Origin of the sequence: Formosa agariphila KMM 3901, assembly GCF_000723205.1 — a bacterium.
In the GTDB taxonomy this organism is placed as follows: domain Bacteria; phylum Bacteroidota; class Bacteroidia; order Flavobacteriales; family Flavobacteriaceae; genus Formosa; species Formosa agariphila.
The window spans coordinates 3888338-3908975 of record NZ_HG315671.1; the positions used below are offsets into that span (position 1 = coordinate 3888338).

General features: G+C 33.4%; 21 protein-coding genes. 16 read left to right on the forward strand and 5 right to left on the reverse strand.

Going from position 1 to position 20638, the window contains the following annotated elements:
* Positions 1 to 19 precede the first annotated feature (19 nt).
* Entirely contained in the window at positions 20 to 793 is a 774-nt protein-coding gene (locus tag BN863_RS16405) for an alpha/beta fold hydrolase (RefSeq protein ID WP_038532405.1), read from the forward strand.
* A gap of 64 nt (positions 794 to 857) precedes the next feature.
* On the forward strand, positions 858 to 1127 hold the full coding sequence (locus BN863_RS18350) for a hypothetical protein (RefSeq protein ID WP_084817567.1): 270 nt from the start codon (positions 858 to 860) through the stop codon (positions 1125 to 1127).
* Between the two features lie 4 nt (positions 1128 to 1131).
* Here BN863_RS18350 and thiL read toward each other — a convergent pair whose 3' ends face one another.
* Positions 1132 to 2184, reverse strand: a complete 1053-nt coding sequence (gene thiL / locus BN863_RS16410) for a thiamine-phosphate kinase (RefSeq protein WP_038532407.1) — start codon at positions 2182 to 2184, stop codon at positions 1132 to 1134.
* A 164-nt stretch (positions 2185 to 2348) separates the two neighbouring features.
* Between thiL and BN863_RS16415 the strand changes: the two genes are divergently transcribed.
* The 13 genes from BN863_RS16415 to BN863_RS16475 all read left to right on the forward strand — a co-directional run bounded on the left by BN863_RS16415 (position 2349) and on the right by BN863_RS16475 (position 12625).
* A complete protein-coding gene (locus BN863_RS16415) occupies positions 2349 to 3131 on the forward strand; it encodes an MbnP family protein (RefSeq protein WP_038532409.1) in 783 nt (260 codons plus the stop codon).
* Between the two features lie 492 nt (positions 3132 to 3623).
* On the forward strand, positions 3624 to 3953 hold the full coding sequence (locus BN863_RS16420) for a HesB/IscA family protein (protein WP_038532411.1): 330 nt from the start codon (positions 3624 to 3626) through the stop codon (positions 3951 to 3953).
* Positions 3954 to 4038: 85 nt separating this feature from the next.
* Positions 4039 to 5487 (forward strand): Fe-S cluster assembly protein SufB, encoded by a 1449-nt coding sequence (sufB, locus tag BN863_RS16425; protein ID WP_038532414.1) that lies wholly within the window; start codon positions 4039 to 4041, stop codon positions 5485 to 5487.
* A 20-nt stretch (positions 5488 to 5507) separates the two neighbouring features.
* Entirely contained in the window at positions 5508 to 5909 is a 402-nt protein-coding gene (locus tag BN863_RS16430; protein WP_038532416.1) for a hypothetical protein, read from the forward strand.
* Positions 5910 to 5920: 11 nt separating this feature from the next.
* The gene (sufC, locus tag BN863_RS16435; protein ID WP_038532419.1) at positions 5921 to 6673 is read left to right on the forward strand and encodes a Fe-S cluster assembly ATPase SufC; all 753 of its coding nucleotides are present in this window, start codon (positions 5921 to 5923) and stop codon (positions 6671 to 6673) included.
* A gap of 78 nt (positions 6674 to 6751) precedes the next feature.
* Complete coding sequence (gene sufD, locus BN863_RS16440) at positions 6752 to 8065, forward strand: Fe-S cluster assembly protein SufD (RefSeq protein WP_038532421.1); 1314 nt, start codon at positions 6752 to 6754, stop codon at positions 8063 to 8065.
* 96 nt (positions 8066 to 8161) lie between these two features.
* Complete coding sequence (locus BN863_RS16445; protein ID WP_038533827.1) at positions 8162 to 9376, forward strand: aminotransferase class V-fold PLP-dependent enzyme; 1215 nt, start codon at positions 8162 to 8164, stop codon at positions 9374 to 9376.
* Between the two features lie 47 nt (positions 9377 to 9423).
* The gene (locus tag BN863_RS16450; protein ID WP_038532423.1) at positions 9424 to 9897 is read left to right on the forward strand and encodes a hypothetical protein; all 474 of its coding nucleotides are present in this window, start codon (positions 9424 to 9426) and stop codon (positions 9895 to 9897) included.
* 38 nt (positions 9898 to 9935) lie between these two features.
* Positions 9936 to 10358, forward strand: coding sequence for a SufE family protein (locus tag BN863_RS16455; RefSeq protein WP_038533829.1), 423 nt, complete (start codon positions 9936 to 9938; stop codon positions 10356 to 10358).
* Between the two features lies 1 nt (position 10359).
* The gene (locus BN863_RS16460; protein WP_038532426.1) at positions 10360 to 10683 is read left to right on the forward strand and encodes a DUF59 domain-containing protein; all 324 of its coding nucleotides are present in this window, start codon (positions 10360 to 10362) and stop codon (positions 10681 to 10683) included.
* Position 10684: 1 nt separating this feature from the next.
* Positions 10685 to 11191: a DUF2480 family protein gene (locus BN863_RS16465; RefSeq protein WP_038532429.1), complete on the forward strand. Its 507-nt coding sequence runs from the start codon at positions 10685 to 10687 to the stop codon at positions 11189 to 11191.
* A 69-nt stretch (positions 11192 to 11260) separates the two neighbouring features.
* Entirely contained in the window at positions 11261 to 12184 is a 924-nt protein-coding gene (locus BN863_RS16470; RefSeq protein ID WP_084817568.1) for a DUF3078 domain-containing protein, read from the forward strand.
* Between the two features lie 144 nt (positions 12185 to 12328).
* Entirely contained in the window at positions 12329 to 12625 is a 297-nt protein-coding gene (locus BN863_RS16475) for an EF-hand domain-containing protein (RefSeq protein ID WP_038532434.1), read from the forward strand.
* A 121-nt stretch (positions 12626 to 12746) separates the two neighbouring features.
* Here BN863_RS16475 and BN863_RS18880 read toward each other — a convergent pair whose 3' ends face one another.
* The gene (locus BN863_RS18880) at positions 12747 to 14021 is read right to left on the reverse strand and encodes a bile acid:sodium symporter family protein (protein WP_038532437.1); all 1275 of its coding nucleotides are present in this window, start codon (positions 14019 to 14021) and stop codon (positions 12747 to 12749) included.
* A 67-nt stretch (positions 14022 to 14088) separates the two neighbouring features.
* Complete coding sequence (hflX, locus tag BN863_RS16485; RefSeq protein WP_038532439.1) at positions 14089 to 15315, reverse strand: GTPase HflX; 1227 nt, start codon at positions 15313 to 15315, stop codon at positions 14089 to 14091.
* Positions 15316 to 15429: 114 nt separating this feature from the next.
* On the opposite strand from hflX, the gene BN863_RS16490 reads away from it, so the two are divergent.
* Complete coding sequence (locus BN863_RS16490; RefSeq protein ID WP_038532441.1) at positions 15430 to 16368, forward strand: endonuclease/exonuclease/phosphatase family protein; 939 nt, start codon at positions 15430 to 15432, stop codon at positions 16366 to 16368.
* 1 nt (position 16369) lies between these two features.
* On the opposite strand, the gene BN863_RS16495 is transcribed toward BN863_RS16490, so the two are convergent.
* Both BN863_RS16495 and BN863_RS16500 read right to left on the reverse strand, forming a co-directional pair.
* A complete protein-coding gene (locus BN863_RS16495) occupies positions 16370 to 17776 on the reverse strand; it encodes a DUF5689 domain-containing protein (protein ID WP_038532444.1) in 1407 nt (468 codons plus the stop codon).
* 21 nt (positions 17777 to 17797) lie between these two features.
* On the reverse strand, positions 17798 to 20560 hold the full coding sequence (locus BN863_RS16500; RefSeq protein ID WP_038532445.1) for a TonB-dependent receptor: 2763 nt from the start codon (positions 20558 to 20560) through the stop codon (positions 17798 to 17800).
* Positions 20561 to 20638: the final 78 nt, after the last annotated feature.

Sequence of the window (20638 nt, forward strand, 5' to 3'; positions counted from 1 at the left end):
TGCACATTAATTTTTAGTCATGATTTTACAACATAAAGGTTCTCCAATATATTATAGCGACCAAGGCAAAGGTTCTGCGATTATTCTACTTCATGGTTTTTTAGAAAACAGCAGTATGTGGAACCGCATAGCGCCTAAACTTGCAAAAAAAAACCGTGTAATTTGCATAGACTTATTAGGTCACGGAGACACCGCTTGCATTGGATATATTCACACCATGGATATGATGGCCGATGCTGTTCAAACCGTTTTAAATCATTTAAGAATCCGGCGATATTATATTGTGGGACACTCTATGGGAGGTTATGTAGCGTTAGTTTTAGCCGAGCGTTTACCAGATAATATAAAAGGTCTGGTTTTAATGAACTCTACCGCCAAAACAGATTCTCCAGAACGCATTACATTACGGAATCGTACTATAGACGTTGTAAAGCATAATTACGAAGCTTTAGTAAAAATGTCTGTCGCAAATTTATTTCTACCCGAGAACACTAAAAAATTCGAAAAAGAAATTGCCTGGCTAAAAACAGAGGCGCTTAGAACACCGCTTCAAGGGTATATTGCAGCTCAAGAAGGCATGAAAGTAAGACAAGATTTTGAAGTTTTATTTCATTTCTCACCCTATAAAAAAATGATTATTTACGGAAAGAACGACCCGGTTTTAGATCCAAAATCTATAGTTCAACAAACCTTAAACACCGAAGTGAGATTAGTCGAGTTTCCAGATGGGCACATGAGTTACATTGAAAATGAAAGCGAAACCCTACACGAACTAACGCAGTTTATCGATTAAATTAACCTTTTATCGTTTTGTTAATAAATATTTCATAAGTTTATTCCCTCAATACTATTTACTTATGAAAAACAAGACACACAAAACAGCCTCTATACCTAGACTTTACTGTAATGTTTTTGGTCATAATTATGAAGTAACAAAACAAGTAACGTATCACGTTAAAGAATATAAGTGTACGTGTTGTAAGCGAGAGTTAACAACTAATGGAAATGGAAATTTAATAGAACTTACACCAAAATTTAAGGAAATAAATTCAATTCTAGAACGTATTCACAGCTCAAAAATTGCACGCGTTAAAAACCGTACTTTTTCTGAGCCGTCCTACTATTAATTTTTTATTCTTCTTTACTTAAAGCATTCCAACCTTGGGCTGTTATTGGAATTTTAGTTTCTGCACGTGTTACCAAATGCATTCCTGCAGCTTCTTCAGTCATAAACCCTATTACTGTTAAGTTTGGATTCGCCTTTATTTTAGGGAAATCGGCTTGAGAAATGGTGAATAACAATTCGTAATCTTCTCCTCCACTTAATGCAACTGTAGTTCCATCGATATCAAATTCTTCGCAAGTACTTATAAATTGTGGGTCTAAAGGAATTTTGGTTTCATATAAATCGCAACCTACTTTACTTTGTTTACACAAGTGAATAATTTCTGAAGACAAACCATCGCTTATATCAATCATAGCTGTGGGCTTAACATCTAATTCCTTCAGTAGTTTTACAATATCTTGTCTAGCTTCTGGCTTTAGTTGACGTTCAATAATATAAGAATAAGGCTCTAAATCCGGCTGACTATTCGGGTTCACCTTAAACACTTCTTTTTCTCTTTCAAGCACCTGAAGCCCCATATAAGCACCACCAATATCACCTGTAACAACAAGCAAATCGTTAGGTTTAGCACCGTTTCTATATACTACATCGTCTTTAGACACTGTACCTAATGCGGTTACAGAAATTAATAATCCAGTTGTAGACGATGTTGTATCTCCGCCTATAACATCTATTCCATAGGTCTTAGCAGCAGTTTCTATACCAGCATATAATTCTTCTATAGCCTCTAACGGAAATCGGTTAGACATAGCAATAGACACGGTAATTTGAGTAGCTTGAGCATTCATAGCAAACACATCAGACAAATTAACCACAACAGCTTTATATCCTAAATGCTTTAGAGGCATATAACTCAAATCGAAATGCACGCCTTCAACCAACAAGTCTGTAGTTACTACAACTTGTTTGTCTTTAAAATCTAAAACAGCAGCATCATCTCCAATACCTTTTATAGTCGTTTCTTGTTTTATTTCGAAATGTTTAGTTAAGTGATCGATTAAACCGAATTCACCCAACTGACTTAACTCTGTACGTTGTTGATTTTTATCTTCTATCATACTGCAAAAATAAGAAGCTTATTTATAATTATACCTAAACAAAGCTCAGATTTTAAATTATAAATAAATGATTTCATGAAACTACTTAACAACCTTTAATTAAATTTTAATATATTTCGGACACCTATCTTATGAAATCAATTACACACCTCATTTCGATACTTATGAAAAATAGTTTTATTATACTTTTAGCATTATTACTATGCTCTTGTGCAGAAGATAGTGATGATAACTCCACAGCATCATACTTTGCATTTGTTGGATTAGAATTTACTCATAATTGGGACGGTGCGCCTATTAACAATTCCGACTTTAATCAATTCAAATACACAAACAACAATGGCGAATCTATGAGCATATCTAAGTTGCGCTATGTTATATCGGATGTAACACTCTACGATGAAGATAATAATATTAAAAACATTTACACCTACCCTAATTTAGTAGATGTATCAGACGCCAACTCCCTTTCTTTTGGAGTTTTCGATAGTATTCCTATTGGAAATTACGGCAACATTAGTTTTAGATTCGGACTTAAAGACAGTCAGAATGTTAGTGGGTTTTATACTAATTTAGATTCAGAAGATTTAAACATACCAAATAATTTTGGTGGCGGTTATTATTATATGCAACTAGAAGGTCAGTATTTTGTACCAACTGCAAATGATTCAATTGATGCTGTAGAAATAGATTATCAATTTTACACCAACAGAGCTGTAGATACAACACACATACAACCTTCAAGAGATACATCTATAAAAATTGATCTTGGTCCAACAACCATAACAGACAATAAAATTCTTACCATAAAAATGAATGTTGCAGAATGGTTTAAGAACCCGAATACTTGGGATTTAGATGTATTACATTCTGACTTAACACCTAATTATAATGCTCAAATTATGATGAATGAAAATGGTCAGAATGTATTTAGTTTAGATAATTAAATAACAAACCGTTTTCATTTCACACTAAAACATTGAGTAAATTATTCTAATTAATCATGTAATACAAATCATTACGTGCTCGAAAACCTGCAACTTAGCTTCCAAATATAACTCACGATATATAGGTTTATAAAACTCTTATTCTATACTAAATTACAGACTATTAAAGTAAAAAAAACAGTAAATATCGTTACATTATCAATTTACACATAATTCTAATTTTAGGAGAATTAAACGGAAAAGCAATCCGAATATAAATAACACATTTACATACACTTAAATGTTTTTACAAACTTCTTACCACTAACAGCAAAAAAGATATAAAAAACAAACTTTACAGGCCTATAGCTAAAAATTCCGCAAACAATTTCGCCTTTCAAAAACAATAGTTAAAATCAATCTAACTATTAGTTAATATAATGTAAGGTTCTATGGAAAAACTCTACTTAAATTGTATATTCGCACTCTCTTTAGAATTAATCTATTTAATATATGATAAAAGTATCAGATACAGCCAAAAAGAAAGTCATTGAACTAATGTCCGATGATGGTTATAATACAGCTACAGACTTTGTTCGCGTAGGTGTAAAAAGCGGCGGTTGTTCTGGGTTGTCTTACGATTTAAAATTTGACAAAGAACAACAAGAGGAAGATAAAATCTTCGAAGACAATGGTGTAAAAATTATTGTAGATAAAAAAAGCTTTTTGTACTTAATTGGAACTACACTAGAATATTCTGGTGGTTTAAATGGTGCAGGCTTCGTGTTTAACAATCCCAATGCAAATAGAACTTGTGGTTGTGGAGAAAGTTTTTCACTTTAATTTAAATTAAGTTTTAAAGTTAATACTACATAAACTTCGCTTTATAACTTTTAACTTTTTCACTTTACAACATTAAACTAAATTTATGAGTAAGTATACAGAGGATGACTTAAGGGAAGAATTAAAAACCAAAGAATATGAATATGGTTTTTATACTGACATGGAATCAGACACTTTTCCTATTGGTCTAAATGAAGATATTGTGAGAGCTATTTCCCTTAAAAAAGGAGAGCCAGAGTGGATGACAGATTGGAGATTAGAAGCTTTTCGTGTTTGGCAAGACATGGAAGAGCCAGATTGGGCAAACGTAAATTATGTAAAACCAGATTTTCAATCTATTGCATATTACTCTGCACCAAAATCGGTTGACCCAAATAAAACACTAGACGATGTAGATCCAGATTTACTAGCCATGTATAAGAAGCTAGGAATATCGATAGACGAGCAGAAGAAGATGAATAATGTGGCTATGGATATTGTTGTCGATTCTGTTTCGGTAGCAACAACATTCAAGAAAACATTATCTGAAAAAGGAATTATATTCATGTCTATTTCTGAAGCTATCAAGGAGCATCCAGAATTAGTTAGAAAATATTTAGGAACTATTGTCCCTCAAAAAGACAACTATTACGCGGCTTTAAATTCTGCTGTATTTAGTGATGGGTCTTTCTGTTACATTCCTAAAGGTGTTCGTTGCCCAATGGAATTATCTACATATTTCAGAATAAATCAAGGAGGAACTGGACAGTTTGAACGTACACTTTTAGTAGCAGACGAAGGAAGTTATGTAAGTTACCTTGAAGGTTGTACTGCACCTAGTCGTGACGAAAATCAATTACACGCTGCCGTTGTAGAGCTTATTGCTATGGACAATGCAGAAATAAAATATTCTACAGTACAAAACTGGTTCCCAGGAAATGCTGAAGGAAAAGGCGGTGTATATAATTTTGTGACTAAACGTGGACTGTGTGAGAAAAATGCAAAAATCTCATGGACTCAGGTCGAAACAGGATCTGCTGTAACTTGGAAATACCCAAGTTGTATTTTAAAAGGAGATAACTCTGTTGGAGAATTTTACTCGATAGCTGTTACTAATAATTACCAACAAGCCGATACTGGAACAAAAATGATTCATTTAGGAAAAAACACTAAATCGACCATTATTAGTAAAGGTATTTCTGCTGGTAAATCTCAAAACTCTTATAGAGGATTAGTTCACATTAGCCCAAGAGCAGAAAATGCACGTAACTTCTCGCAATGCGACAGTTTATTAATGGGTAACGAGTGTGGTGCACATACCTTCCCATATATTGAAGCTAAAAATAAAACAGCGCAAATAGAACACGAGGCAACCACTAGTAAAATTGGTGAAGACCAAATTTTCTATTGTAACCAACGTGGAATAGATACAGAAAAAGCAATTGCCTTAATTGTAAACGGATTTAGTAAAGATGTATTAAATAAATTACCAATGGAATTTGCTGTAGAAGCTCAAAAACTATTGGAAATAAGTTTAGAAGGATCTGTAGGATAATTGCTTAAAGAAGTACAAAAATGAAAAACGCTCTTGTTTTAATACTTTGCTTAACCGTTTTAATTAGTTGTAAAAACGATAGTAAATCTACTGCAGAAACGACATCTACAAATCAAGCAGATACTACCGAAATTATTAAAGGTGAATTTGTCTATTTTGAAGATGCTGCTGTATTACAAACCACGAAAGAGGTTTATGGAGTAGTGATTAACGACAACATGCATGAGTTAAACAAACAAGCTAAAGCCTATAAAACAGAAGCCACCGATATGGTTCCTGTAGAAATTAAAGGCATTATAAGGGCGAAACCAAATAGTGAAGAAGGTTGGCCATTTCGAGTAGAAATAATCGAAATTATAAATGTAAGTCAGCCCTTAGCGCAAAACGAGAATACAATAAAAATTAAGAACACGAATAACTAAGATATAGAGTAATGTTAAAGATTAATAATTTACACGCAAGCGTAGAAGATAAAGCGATTTTAAAAGGGATTAACTTAGTGGTTAAGCCTGGAGAAGTTCATGCTATTATGGGACCAAACGGTTCTGGTAAAAGTACATTATCTTCAGTTATCGCAGGAAAAGAAGAATATGAAGTAACCGATGGTGAAATTTTCTTTGACGAAGAAAATATTGAAGACTTATCGGCTGAAGAACGCGCACATAAAGGCATCTTTTTATCGTTTCAATATCCTGTTGAAATTCCAGGTGTTTCGGTGACTAATTTCATGAAAACTGCAATTAACGAAACCCGTAAAGCAAAAGGATTAGAAGACATGCCTGCAAAAGACATGTTAAAGTTAATTCGTGAGAAATCTGAATTATTAGAAATTGATAGAAAATTTTTATCTCGTTCTCTTAACCAAGGGTTTTCTGGAGGAGAAAAGAAACGTAATGAAATTTTTCAAATGGCAATGCTTGAGCCAAAATTAGCCATTCTTGACGAAACAGATTCTGGTTTAGATATCGATGCTTTACGTATTGTAGCAAATGGTGTAAACAAATTAAAAAGTAAAGACAATGCTGTCGTTTTAATTACGCACTACCAACGTTTATTAGACTATATCGTTCCAGATTTCGTACACGTTTTATATAACGGTCGTATTGTTAAATCGGGTGGTAAAGAATTAGCACACGAATTAGAAGAAAAAGGTTACGACTGGATTAAAGAAGAAGTAAACGCTTAAATATTAGTTAACTGTATTTAGTAATTAGTTATGGTGCTACACCTTAACCTAAATATATAAACTAACAATACAAGACAAATGGATTTAAAAGAAAAATTAGAGTCTTCGTTTATGGCATTCGAAAATAAAATCGATGTAGATACACCGGTTCATGCCTTACGTAACGAAGCCTTCAAAATATTTGAAACAGCTGGATTTCCTTCAAAAAAGGATGAAGCTTGGAAATATACGTCGTTAAACAGTGTATTAAAGCAAGATTACAGCTTATTCCCTAAGCAAGAAAATGCAATAGAATTTCGCGATGTTAAATCGTATTTTATACACGAAATCGATGCGTATAAAATTGTATTTATAGATGGTAAATATTCATCTCATTTATCGCAAACAACTCACGATGGTATCGATGTGTGTTTAATGTCAAGTGCTTTAAACAAACCAAAATATCGTTTGGTAATCGAGAACTACTTTAATAAAGTGGCTGGAAAAGATGGATTAACATCTTTAAACACAGCATTCTCAAGCGAAGGTGCTTATATACACATTCCTAAAAACAAATTGGTTAATAAACCAATTCAAATTTTACACTTTTCTACAGGTTCAGAAGAAGCAGTTATGCTGCAACCAAGAAACTTAATTGTTGTAGGCGAGAATAGTCATGTGCAAATTATAGAGCGTCACCAAAGTTTAACAGACAATCCTGTTTTAACGAATTCGGTAACCGAAATTTTCGCAAACAAACGTGCTATTGTAGATTATTACAAACTGCAAAACGACAACGAAAATGCCTCTTTAATAGACAGCACTTCTGTTAACCAAAAACAAGAAAGTCATGTTTCAGTTCACACCTTCTCTTTTGGAGGAAAACTAACAAGAAACAACTTAAATTTCTATCAAAATGGTGAACGTATAGATTCTACACTTAACGGGATTACCATTATTGGGAAAAAGCAACATGTAGATCATAACACTTTGGTACACCATATCGAACCAAATTGCGAAAGTCACCAGGATTACAAAGGTATTTTTAACGATAATAGTACCGGTGTATTTAATGGTAAAGTGTTAGTAGATAAAGAAGCACAGAAAACAAATGCCTTCCAATCTAACAATAATATTTTGTTAAGCGACAAAGCCACCATTAACAGTAAACCACAGTTAGAAATTTTTGCAGACGATGTAAAATGTTCTCACGGTTGTACAATTGGTCAGTTAGATGAAAGCGCTATGTTTTACCTGCGCTCTCGTGGTATTCCTGAAAAAGAAGCAAAAGCCTTACTTATGTACGCCTTTAGTAACAATGTTTTAGATTCAGTTAAAATACCAGAAGTTAAAACACGTATAAATAAAATTATAGCCGAAAAACTAGGTGTAAATCTAGGATTCGATCTTTAAAATTAGAAGCTAATTCCAGCTTTCGGCAGTCGCTTTTTTCTCGTGCCTCGAAAAAGAGCTCCAACAACTGCCTCTATCTGGGCTAAACCATCAATTATGTTTAACGTTGAACACATAAGACAAGATTTCCCGATACTTAACAGACAAGTAAACGGCAAACCCTTAGTGTATTTTGATAATGCTGCAACATCGCAAACACCACAGCAGGTCATAGATGTTATTGTAGATTATTACAGTAACTACAACGCAAACATTCACCGTGGTGTGCACAGTTTAAGCCAAGAAGCTACAGATGCTTACGAGCAAGCAAGACTTAAAATTCAAAAGCATTTTAATGCTAAACATGCACACGAGATTATTTATACCTCGGGTACGACACACGGTATTAATTTAATTGCAAACGGATTTTCAACACTATTAAAAAAAGGGGATGAAATTATAGTTTCAGCTTTAGAACATCACAGTAATATTGTGCCTTGGCAAATGTTATGCGAACGTTCTGGAGCAACCCTTAAAGTCATTCCAATGAATTTGGAAGGCGAGTTAATCATGTCTGAATACGACAAACTCCTATCCGAAAACACAAAATTGGTTTTTGTAAACCATATTTCTAATGCTTTAGGTACCATAAACCCTATTAAATACATTATAGACGAAGCTCACAAAGTTGGAGCAGCTGTTTTAATAGATGGCGCACAATCTTGTCCACATATTAAACCCGATGTTCAAGCCTTAGATGTCGATTTCTATGTAGTATCAGCACATAAAATGTGTGGTCCAACCGGAGAAGGAATGCTTTACGGAAAAGAAGAATGGTTAAACAAATTACCGCCCTATCAAGGTGGTGGTGAAATGATAGCTGAAGTAAGTTTCGAGAAAACAACTTATGCCGATTTACCTCATAAATTCGAAGCAGGAACGCCGAATATTTGCGGTGGAATTGCTTTTGGAGCTGCCATAGATTACATGAACGGAATTGGATTCGATGCCATTGCAGCTTACGAACACGAGCTTTTAGAGTATGCAACTATTAAACTTTCAGAAATAGAAGGTTTAAAAATTTACGGAACATCTAAACATAAAACGTCTGTTATTTCATTCAATTTAGATGGCATTCACCCTTACGATGTTGGTACTATTTTAGATAAGCTAGGAATTGCTGTTAGAACAGGACATCACTGTGCGCAACCTATCATGGATTTTTATAAAATTCCAGGTACAGTAAGAGCATCATTTGCATTCTATAACACAAAAGAAGAAATAGATGCTTTAGTTTCAGGTGTTAAAAAAGCTAAAATGATGTTATCTTAAATACAGATTGACTTCTTTTTTGTAATTTTCTAATATAATTTTGAATTATGAAGCACTTTACAATCTTATTAAGTATCGTTTTATTTAGTGCTTGTGGACTTTCTAAGAACAGTTCAGCAACAGCTCAAAACAAAACAACTTCTACTAAAATTGAAACTGCTCCACAAAACGTTCTTATAATTTATAGTGCGATTACAAGAGGTGCTTTTCTAGACATCAAGATTGAAGATTATCAAATTTCAGTAAGAAAATCACAATATGGTCCTGATAAAATTCAGGATATTTCTAAGACGGAATGGGACATTTTAATGAATAAACTAAATCGTGTCGATTTAAACACGCTGTCCACATTAAAGGCTCCTTCTGCGCAACGTCATACCGATGGTGCACTTTCAGCAAGATTACATATTACTGAAAACAATTTAAAATATAGCACAACTGAATTTGATCATAAAAATCCGAATTCAGAAATTAAACCTTTAGTTGATTATATTATAGCATTAGCTGAAGAAGTTGAATAACACATTTACTATTTGTAAATTTGATAAAAACAAAACACGTGACGATACAAGACATACAAAACGAAATAATAGACGAATTCGCAATGTTTGAAGATTGGGAAGAACGCTATCAATATATGATTGATTTAGGAAAGTCTTTACCTCTTATAGACGACCAATACAAAACCGACGACAATTTAATTAAAGGTTGCCAAAGTAAAGTATGGGTACATGCAGAGATGAACGACAATAAAGTGCATTTTACAGCCGACAGTGATGCTATCATTACTAAAGGGATTGTAGCCATTTTAATCCGTGCTTTTTCTGATCAACATCCAAAAGACATACTCGATGCCAATACAGATTTTATTGATGAAATTGGTTTAAAAGAACATTTATCTCCAACCCGTGCCAATGGATTGGTAAGTATGGTGAAACAATTAAAAATGTATGCAATTGCATACCAAACACAATTGAGTTAAAATGAGCACAGAAATAGATACTGCCGAATTAGGCGAGAAAATTGTAAAGGTTTTAAAGTCGATTTACGATCCAGAAATCCCAGTAGATATTTACGAATTAGGATTAATTTACGATGTATTTGTAAACGAAGACTATGAAGTAAAAATACTAATGACATTAACTACACCTAACTGTCCTGTTGCAGAAACGTTACCTTTAGAAGTAGAAGAAAAGGTAAAATCTTTAGACATGGTAAAAGACGCAGAGGTAGAAATAACTTTTGATCCACCATGGAGTCAAGATTTAATGAGCGAAGAAGCTAAGTTAGAATTAGGTATGCTTTAATATGGCAGAAGATATTATAAACAGAGTTGCTAATAGCAAGCTAAAAGTTTTGGATCTTGAAGATTATTATCCTTTAGGATCTAGAATTTTGTTAGATATTAAAGATTGGTTATTAGAAGGTTTTGTGCTTCGTGAAAAAGAATTTAGAGCACATGTCGCAACTCATAATTGGGAACAATATCAAAACGCATATGTGGCTTTAACGTGTACTACAGATGCTATTGTGCCTGCATGGGCTTATATGCTCATAACTGTAGAGTTAGAACCTTTTGCTGAAAAAGTAAATCTAGGAGATTTAAAAGATTTAGAAACATCAATTTATCAAGATATTATTAACGATTTAGATGTTTCAGAATTTAAAGATGCCCCAGTTATTATTAAAGGCTGTTCTAAAAAACCCGTGCCAGAAAGTGCTTATGTTATGATTAGTAATAAAATAAGACCCGTTGCTAAATCTATCATGTTTGGTGAAGCGTGTTCTAGCGTTCCTCTTTATAAAAGAAAGTAAAATTTAACTTTAATATTAAACCACTTATTTTATTTTTGCCGTTTAAACGTTATTATAATTAAAATTATTATGAAAAGAATTTTTACAATCTGCTTCCTATTGGTTGCCACAGCTTCATTCGCTCAAACAAAAGAGGAATTAGAAAGTTTACAGAGTGCTAAAAAAGATTCTATAAGTGCGCTTCAATCTGATGTTGATGCTCTTCAAACTAAAATTGATGAATTTCCAGGATGGCATTTTGGTGCTTTTGGTACTATAGGTGCTAACTTATCTGAATTCAACAATTGGTATGCACAAGGATCTCCAGATAACTCTGCAGGGAACATTACAATTACAGTAAACCCTTACGCAAAATTAAACAGAGAAACTTTTTTCTGGTATACTACAGCAAACGTTAATTTAAGCTGGGTAAAGTTTGATGATAAAGATGATCCAAACGATGACGAAGATTACAGACAAGCTACAGACATCTTTACTTTAACCTCACTTTACGGTTATAAGTTTACTGAAAAATTAGCTGCTTCTGCTTTAGTAGAATATAGAACTACCTTATTAAACAACTTTAACGATCCTGGATATTTAGACTTAGGGGTCGGGATTACGTGGACTCCAATTCCAAGTTTAATTGTTGTAGCACACCCTTTAAACTACAACTTTGTGTTTAGTAATGATGATGTTATTTTCGACTCATCTCTAGGTTTTAAACTTGTTGCAGATTACTCTAAATCTTTCGGAAAATTAAAAGTGAAATCTAATTTATCTTTATTCCAATCTTATGAAGATTCAAATCTTTCTAACTGGACATGGACAAACGCATTGGGCTACGAAGTATGGAGAGGAATTGGTCTTGGTTTCGAATTTGGTTTAAGAGACAACAAGCAAGAAGCACTTAATTATGCTGTAAATACATTAAACGACCCAAATGCAACATTCGACAATGTTGATAACGATTTACAAACATATTGGACATTTGGTTTAAGCTACGCATTCTAAATTAACAACATATTATTTTATAGATAAGGCCTTCAATATCATATTGAAGGCCTTATTTTTTTTATAAAAATTTAATTTATTAGGTTAAACCTTAGTAATCCAGAATAGTCTAAGAGTATTATTAACACTAAAAATCAACATCATATGAAATTAATTAAAATTGGAACTTTGGTATTGGGTTTATTGGCTTTTTCTAATGTTAATGCACAAGAAAAAAAAGAGAAAAGAGACCCTAAAGTTGTTTTCGAAAGACTTGACACAAATAAAGACGCTAAATTAAGTTTGGAAGAGTTAGAAGCGAGAGATGAGAAAGTTAAAGAAGGTGGAAATGAGGCTAAAAAACCTGTAGACACTAAGACCATGTTTGAAAGAAAAGATAAAAACAAAGATGGTTTTCTTGATTTAGAAGAGTTTTCTGCTAGACCTCCAAAGAAGAAATAAACGCTGTATTTTTAAAACTTTAGTTAGCCCTACAATAACTCTAGCTAAAATCTTATAAAACATAAAAGCGATTAGGTTAGCAGATAACCTAATCGCTTTTTTATATTTATTCTTTTCCGACTTATTCTTTTACCTTATTGGTTTTAGGAGGTTTTGTTTTCCACCACGATGCTAAAGTAGATCCAGAAATATTCATTATTGGTCCAAATACTGCTGGTGCCAATCCTACAGTTGCCACTTTACCCATTTGCAAGGCTAGTCCAGACGCTAATCCGCCGTTTTGCATCCCCACTTCTAAAGCTATAGTTCGACAATCCTGTTCTTCTAGTTTTAAGAGTTTTCCAACGGAATATCCTAATCCGTATCCAAACACATTATGTAATAAACAAGCGAGTATTAATGTAAATCCAACTTCTAACAAACTGTCTCTACCCGAAGCTGTAATTACAACTATTATAACCGCAATAGCGAGCATGGATATGAATGATAGCACCTTATTCATAGCTTCTCTCCTAGAAGCCAAATAGTACTTTAAAACAACTGCCAAAATTATTGGAACAACTAAGAATTTTAATCCATCGTACGCAATATTTTGTAATAAGCTAGACACTGTACCTCCTTGATCGAAAAAATTAATCCCATTTTTAATACATACCATCCCGAAGAATCCTAACGTTTGAAATGCTTTTGTCTTATTCGATTTATTATCGAAAGCAAACACATTGAAAAGTAAACCAGCACAGATTGGTAAAATAACCATATTAAAAATACCAATCATCATGTCCCACACATCAATGGTAATCATTTCAGACGCAAAAAATCGCATTAAGAGTGGCGTTAAAAATGGTGCTAACATAGTCGCACAAGCCGTTAATGTAACAGACAAGGCTAAATTAGCTTTAGCAATAAAAGACATCACATTCGATGCCAATCCGCTTGGAGAGGATCCTACCAAAATAATACCTGCTGCTATTTCTGGTGGAAATCCAAAAGCACTAGCTATGGTAAATCCAACAATTGGCATAATGGTAAACTGACAAACAACACCAATGATAACGCCTTTAGGCATTTTTAGTACTCCTTGAAAGTCTTTCAGACTCATTTGCGAGCCCATTCCAAACATAATAATTTGTAAAAGTGGTACAATAAGAAGTTCTAATTTAAAGCTTCCTATTTGAAGAAAATGTTGCGGATATGCCAACGAGGTAACCACGCCGGCTAAAATCCAAAGGGAAAATGTAAACCCACCCCATATTTTATGATTTCTTGTAGAAAGGGCTAAGCCTATAATTCCTATTATTAGAAATATAGGCATATATGCTATATAAGTTGTTTTTATTAAAATTAAGCCAATAATTATGGTAATAAAACCTAAGACACCTAAATACTTTTGCATCCTCTAAAATTTTAAAATTAAATTTAGTTACACATTAACACGTTATAAACTATCCCTATTTTATTTTTTATTCCTCTTCACTTAAATCTAAATCCTCGTAATCTGGATATAAAAAGTGATTATATGGAAAACGAGTGACATGAATCTCTCTAACCTCATCGTAAACACGTTTTCTAAAATCTTCTAAATTCTCTTTATTTAAGGCTGAAATAAACAATGCATTTTCGCCAAGTTTATTCATCCAAGTTCGCTTCCACTCTTCAATAGAATAGTGTGAAGAATTTCTAACCTCTTGTAAATCGGTTTCATCAAAAGGCTCTGCTTCATAAGCATCAATTTTATTAAACACCATTATTGTTGGCTTATCTGCACCTTGAATTTCTCCTAAGATTTTCTCTACTGAAGCTATATGATCTTCAAAATTAGGATGAGAAATATCAACAACATGTAATAATAAATCGGCTTCACGAACTTCATCTAACGTACTCTTGAACGAATCTACCAATTGTGTTGGTAATTTTCTAATAAATCCAACGGTGTCACTTAATAAGAAAGGTAAATTATGAATTACAACTTTTCTAACCGTAGTATCTAGTGTAGCGAATAATTTGTTTTCTGCAAACACCTCACTTTTACTAACCACATTCATTAAAGTAGATTTTCCAACATTGGTATATCCTACTAAAGCCACACGAACCATAGCGCCACGATTTCCTCGTTGCACCGACATTTGCTTGTCTATGGTTTTAATTTTAGCTTTTAATAATGCAATACGTTCACGAACAATACGTCTATCTGTTTCAATTTCTGTTTCTCCAGGACCACGCATTCCTATCCCCCCTTTTTGGCGTTCAAGGTGTGTCCACATCCCTCTTAAACGTGGTAATAAATATTCGCATTGTGCCAATTCCACTTGCGTTCTCGCATAACTCGTTTGTGCACGTTGCGCGAAAATATCTAAGATTAAATTGGTTCTATCAAGAACTTTACAATTTAAAATTTTACTTATATTTCGTTCTTGAGCAGCCGATAATTCATCATCGAAAATAGCTGTACCTACATCATTATCTTCTATAAATTGCTGCACATCTGCCATTTTTCCTGTACCTATAAAGGTTTTAGGATTTGGCATTTCCATTTTTTGGGTAAATCGTTTTAACACTTCACCACCTGCGGTATACGTTAAAAATTCCAATTCATCCAAATACTCTTTAGATTGCTCTTCGTTTTGATCTTTGGTAATAATACCTATTAAAACTGCACGTTCTAAGTTTATATCCTTTTTTTCTAGCATAAATTGATTTAAAGCACAAAGTTACATAATTGTAGGCTGAATAATTTTTATATTTTTAAGATTCCTTTTTTACTTTTGAAGTCTTACCTTGCGTTAGCAAACAGACCTTAATTCATGAAAACCATTGCCTTTTTTAATTTAGAAAATTTATTCGATATCACCAACGATCCTAACACTTTCGATACAGATTTTTTATCGACTTCTGAAAAACGTTGGACTTTAAAACGATACGAAAACAAATTATTTAAATTAGGTTTAGCTATTTCTAGCATTGGAAAAACAGAAACAGAAACCCATCCTGCAATAGTTGGAGTTGCCGAAGTGGAGAACGCAAAAGTAATTCAAGATCTTTTGGATTCTGAACACTTAAAAGATATACCTTACGATTTTGTGCATTACGATTCTCCAGACGAGCGAGGTATTGATGTTGCTTTACTTTACGACACCACCCAATTTACAGTAACCGATTCTGCGCCTTATTCTATAATTTTAACAGAAGAAAACGGCGAAACAGATTACACACGCGATATTTTACGTGTGTCTGGTATTTTTAACGGTGAAGTCATTCATCTTTTGGTTAATCATTGGCCTTCAAAACATGAAGAATCTAACGAACCAAAACGTATGGAAGTTTCTAATAAAGCCACAGAAATAATAACAAGCCTTAAGTTAGAAGACCCTAACGCTAAGATTATTGTAATGGGCGATTTTAATGATAATTCGTCAAGTGAAAGCGTACAAGCCTTGGTTAATAACAACGCCCTTTTCAATCCGATGGAGCAATTAAAATCTTTTGACAGAGGTACGGTAAATTACAGGTTTAAATGGGATGTTTTTGATCAATTTATGTTAACCCATAATTTTCTAGACCACAGGCCTGGAACGCATAATTTTGATAGCGCTAACATTTTTGATCCAGATTTTATGAAACAATATAAAGGTCGTTTTAAAGGCCAGCCCTTCCGGACTTATGCTGGGAAGACCTACAAAGGCGGTTATAGCGATCATTTTCCTGTGTACTTATTATTACGTAGTGTCCCTAAAGTTGTCTAAATTACTTTTCGGTTAACACTCTAAAATCATCTAATTGATACGAGCCATCTAAAGCTTCATTGGTTCCCGAACCTGTAACTTTAAAAGCAATGTATAAAGTACCAGAATATTGAGAAATATCGATTAAACCAGAATCTTTAAAGGCATACCATTCATCGTATTTGGTGGGAACTTTGGCCTCAATTTCGGTCCAAGTGGCATTTAACACATCTGTTCCATTAAAATCTGTAGAGACTAAAACTTCAATCTTATTTCTTACAGAAGTAATATGATGTTGAGCCATTTTGAAATTCAAAAATTCGTTTTCCTGTTCATCCATATGTATACCTGGAGAGATTAACCATGCAACGTTTTGAGTGTCGGTTGCGCCAAATGTTCCAAATTCGGCATAACCATTTTTACTGTAAATTTGTTCAGTCCATAACACATGACCACGTTCAGCAAAATTAATCCAGCCTTCGATATCTAAGGTTTCTTCGTCTACAGCATCATTAAAAGTCTCTTCAAAAATTATAGTAAAATCGTCAGCGTTTAAAGGTGTGCAGCGCGGATTATTTAAAATCACATCTTTAGTATCATTTAAAACTAAAACAAAATCGTCGCCTCCATAACTTTTAGAAATCACTCCTTTTATCGTTCCATTTTGAGTTGGTAGTATTTCATTTTTAAAGGTTGAAAACGAACTCGTCTCTAAAATAAATTCTTCGTAACTAAAACCTTCACAACGTTGCATTTTTCGCTGAGTATCAAAATCATCAATAGCATTAAAATACGATTGACCTTCTAGATGCTCTGGAAACTCAACGTTATTTATAGCCACAAACATGCCTATAAAATTTTCATTAATGTCTGAAAAATTTAACACAATTGGCTCAATCTCTACCGTTTCTGAAGAACGAAATACATGTGTTCTAATTTGATTTTCGGTTAACAAATCGACTCGACTTCCATCTTCGGCACCTCCAATAGCTAAAATCTCTGAAGCTGTTTCTCCTAAATATAAATCTTGCAATAACACATAAACTTCTCTCCCTACATTAAACTGATTATACGAATCGACCTGATTTAAAACAATATGTATTGCTGCCGTTGGATTACTAGGCTGATCTTGAATATATAATTCTTTATAAAAATTTCCTGTTTTATCGGACGATGTTACATAACCTTTAACCACACTTTTAGAACTAAATTGAACAACCTCGCCAGCAACAAATTGTTGTTTTAAGGATGCTATAGATATTTCTTGAAGCGTACCTGCTTTTAAACCGTTAAGAATAGTATTCAAGCTTTTATTTTCATCTTCATTTAAATTAGAAGGTACCGAAAAATCATCATCCTGAACGCAGGACAATAATGTCATTAATATCAAAACACCTAAAATCCGATTTATATTTCTTGTCCTTTTCATCTTCAAAAAATTTAATGTTTACTAAAATCTAATATTTACATTGGCAAAATACGTGGCACCACGACCATACCAATATTTTGGACCAAACACGCGAATGGGGTTTTCGTTATCTGCTTTCAACTCTCTATAATTCGCATTCCGTCCTTGCTCGAACCCGCCAGTTTTATAACTATTATTTAATACATTATTGATGCTTACAAATAGACCGAGATAATATTTATCAATCTTCCACGATTTTCCTCCAATTAAATTCGCCACAAAATAATCGTCAAAGCGTTCTTGTTTTAAAAGTTGTTTGGCAACATCTTCATCGTAATCATTAAACGGCAATCCATCATCATCTAAATAAAAATTAGAAGTTCTTGTTAGCGGGCTCACATCTACGTAGGTATTAGCCATATAATTTATTGTTGCACCAAACCACCAATAATCGGGGTCACTATATTCAAATCCGAATGAAAATGCTGATTGCGGACCCCCTGCAACTTTATAGTTTTTAAGATTAGAAGTTCCAAAATCTATAGCACCGTCTTCGGTTACAAAACTAGAAGAGGTTAGATATAAATTAGGGTTGTTATTATACGTGTATTGTCCTGAAGATGCCGCTGCTTTTAATTTGAATGATGATGTTAATTTTGCTTCTATTCCGAATTCTAAACCAAAATGAAGTGTATTTACATTGTGAAGTACTTCTTGTACAAAAGCTGATGTTTCATTAAATTCTATCCCCGCAGATGTTAATCCATCAGCATAATAAAAACCAATTTCGTTACTTCCTCTTTTATCTATATAAAAGCCCGTTAGTTTAGACGTTATAACACGAGAGCGATAAATATAATTTATATCGGCAGCCATTATATGTTGTTCTGAAATCCCTTTTACGACATTATTATTCTCTCGAGGATTTGAAAATGAATTTTGAATATTTGGAGCTTCAGTAAGATAAGCAGCATGAAAATCTAGAACATGTTTGGCCGAAATTTTATACGTTACCCCACCTTTAATTCCGTAACCAAAAAAACTTAAAGCTTCACTTTTACCCAAGGAATTATCTTTAAACGCTTCATTTTGAAATAAGCCTTCACGCTGATAATTAGTTTGACTTGCATTAATCGCCAAAAAATAATCGAGCGTTTTATATTTAAATTGTGCTTGCGCAAAACTAGAAATTACATGTGCATACATATTGTAATTATATTTAATCTTACCACCTTCGTCCACCAAGGCATTAGGATTTTGTAAATCGTATTGCCAACCATCAAAAGCATCTACATTTAAATAATTTAAGCCTCCTAAAAGATCTTGGATTTCAGCAAAATTTTCTGAATGCAATTGAGAATAATTTAGAGTACCACTTAATAAAATATGGTCATTAACTTCTGTATTAAAAATAGAATTTATAGAGAACTGATTATCATCTGTACGATCTTCATACAACACAAAAGCAGCTTCTAAACCTTGATTCGCATTGGTACTATTGGCATCGTACATGCGATTCCAATTAATTTGACCATGATGTATAAACTCCTGCTCGGCGAGATAGGCATTGCTATAATCTGGTCCGGAAGTATCGGCAAGATAATAGCTAGGTAATTTTTGATAATATGCTGGACTCGGATTTCCGCCACCAGGATAATCTAAACGGCTGTGCCCTTGTTTACCAAATGTATAACTGATATTTGTTTGAAGTTCTGTTGCCGAGTTTATATCCCAGTAATGACTCAACATTAAAATCGGTTGTGAAACATCTTTAACTCTAGAATTTCGTTTTTCACCATCCTGATAGCCCCAATATTCGTTATACTTAATGTTTCGTAAATCGAAAACCTCTTGTGTATTTGGCGACGATTTACCACGACGATTAGGTGTATAAAATCCAGTAAAATTTAAGCTTTGTTGTTTGCTTAATTTCTTTTCAACAGCAACAAAAAAAGAATTGGCATCGTAAAATGTAGCATCTTGATAGCCTTCTGCTCCCCAACGCCTACCAATAGAAAGTGCATAAGCCCAATTGTTTTTAACCAATCCAGAAGCATAACTCGCCATTAACCTATTAGAATAACTCCGGTTAGAAGACGTGTAAGTTAAACGTCCCCCTTCACGATATTTTGAAGCCCGTGTACTAATATTTGTGGTTCCTAAAACCCCTCCAAAATTAAGAGTAGAAGCATCTAAACCGTAACTAAATTCTTGATTTCGTAATACATCGTTTATTCCTCCCCAATTACTCCATTGCATTCTTCCATTAAACATAGAATTCATTTCTATGCCATTTATTAAGAGTTTCCCCTCGCTAGAATCTAGACCTCGAATTTTAAAGAAAGAACTACTAAACTCGAGCGCGGCCGTGCGCTGAAACACATCTTTAGAGGCCTGTAATAAACCCGAAATATTATCGGATGCGCTTGTATCGTCATTCAACTCATCGTCTGTTAAAATAATAGTATATACCTCTTGATTAGAAGCAGGATCTAATTCCAAAAACAGGTCTTCAATATGTAACGGCATCCCTTTGTTAATCACAATAGGAAAGCGCTTACTTACATAACCAATTTTAGAAACCTTTAAAATGTATTCGCCAAAACTAGTTTTATTATTAAGTATAAATTCACCTTCGACATTTGTTTGGGCACTAAGATTGGTACCTTCTAATTGTACAGTAACATTAGAAAGTAATTGCAAAGACCGAGCGTCTTTAACACTTCCAGTAATATCTTGAGATTGCGAACGCGCTAACTGGAATATGCAAATAATATAAAGGACTGCTAGAATATACTTTTTCATTAAAATGAAACTTAAAATCTATTAATTTTCTAGCTATCAATTAATTAGAGAACTTTAATTTAATAATTTTATTTATAA

Coding starts and splice junctions, on each gene's coding strand:
- sufC (WP_038532419.1), top strand. CDS start 5,921: ATGTTAAAGATTAATAATTTACACGCAAGCGTAGAAGATAAAGCGATT.
- hflX (WP_038532439.1), bottom strand. CDS start 15,315: ATGCTAGAAAAAAAGGATATAAACTTAGAACGTGCAGTTTTAATAGGT.
- BN863_RS16420 (WP_038532411.1), top strand. CDS start 3,624: ATGATAAAAGTATCAGATACAGCCAAAAAGAAAGTCATTGAACTAATG.
- BN863_RS18880 (WP_038532437.1), bottom strand. CDS start 14,021: ATGCAAAAGTATTTAGGTGTCTTAGGTTTTATTACCATAATTATTGGC.
- sufD (WP_038532421.1), top strand. CDS start 6,752: ATGGATTTAAAAGAAAAATTAGAGTCTTCGTTTATGGCATTCGAAAAT.
- thiL (WP_038532407.1), bottom strand. CDS start 2,184: ATGATAGAAGATAAAAATCAACAACGTACAGAGTTAAGTCAGTTGGGT.
- BN863_RS16490 (WP_038532441.1), top strand. CDS start 15,430: ATGAAAACCATTGCCTTTTTTAATTTAGAAAATTTATTCGATATCACC.
- BN863_RS16470 (WP_084817568.1), top strand. CDS start 11,261: ATGAAAAGAATTTTTACAATCTGCTTCCTATTGGTTGCCACAGCTTCA.
- BN863_RS18350 (WP_084817567.1), top strand. CDS start 858: ATGAAAAACAAGACACACAAAACAGCCTCTATACCTAGACTTTACTGT.
- BN863_RS16475 (WP_038532434.1), top strand. CDS start 12,329: ATGAAATTAATTAAAATTGGAACTTTGGTATTGGGTTTATTGGCTTTT.
- BN863_RS16415 (WP_038532409.1), top strand. CDS start 2,349: ATGAAAAATAGTTTTATTATACTTTTAGCATTATTACTATGCTCTTGT.
- BN863_RS16495 (WP_038532444.1), bottom strand. CDS start 17,776: ATGAAAAGGACAAGAAATATAAATCGGATTTTAGGTGTTTTGATATTA.
- BN863_RS16430 (WP_038532416.1), top strand. CDS start 5,508: ATGAAAAACGCTCTTGTTTTAATACTTTGCTTAACCGTTTTAATTAGT.
- BN863_RS16450 (WP_038532423.1), top strand. CDS start 9,424: ATGAAGCACTTTACAATCTTATTAAGTATCGTTTTATTTAGTGCTTGT.
- BN863_RS16465 (WP_038532429.1), top strand. CDS start 10,685: ATGGCAGAAGATATTATAAACAGAGTTGCTAATAGCAAGCTAAAAGTT.
- BN863_RS16500 (WP_038532445.1), bottom strand. CDS start 20,560: ATGAAAAAGTATATTCTAGCAGTCCTTTATATTATTTGCATATTCCAG.
- BN863_RS16445 (WP_038533827.1), top strand. CDS start 8,162: ATGTTTAACGTTGAACACATAAGACAAGATTTCCCGATACTTAACAGA.
- sufB (WP_038532414.1), top strand. CDS start 4,039: ATGAGTAAGTATACAGAGGATGACTTAAGGGAAGAATTAAAAACCAAA.
- BN863_RS16460 (WP_038532426.1), top strand. CDS start 10,360: ATGAGCACAGAAATAGATACTGCCGAATTAGGCGAGAAAATTGTAAAG.
- BN863_RS16405 (WP_038532405.1), top strand. CDS start 20: ATGATTTTACAACATAAAGGTTCTCCAATATATTATAGCGACCAAGGC.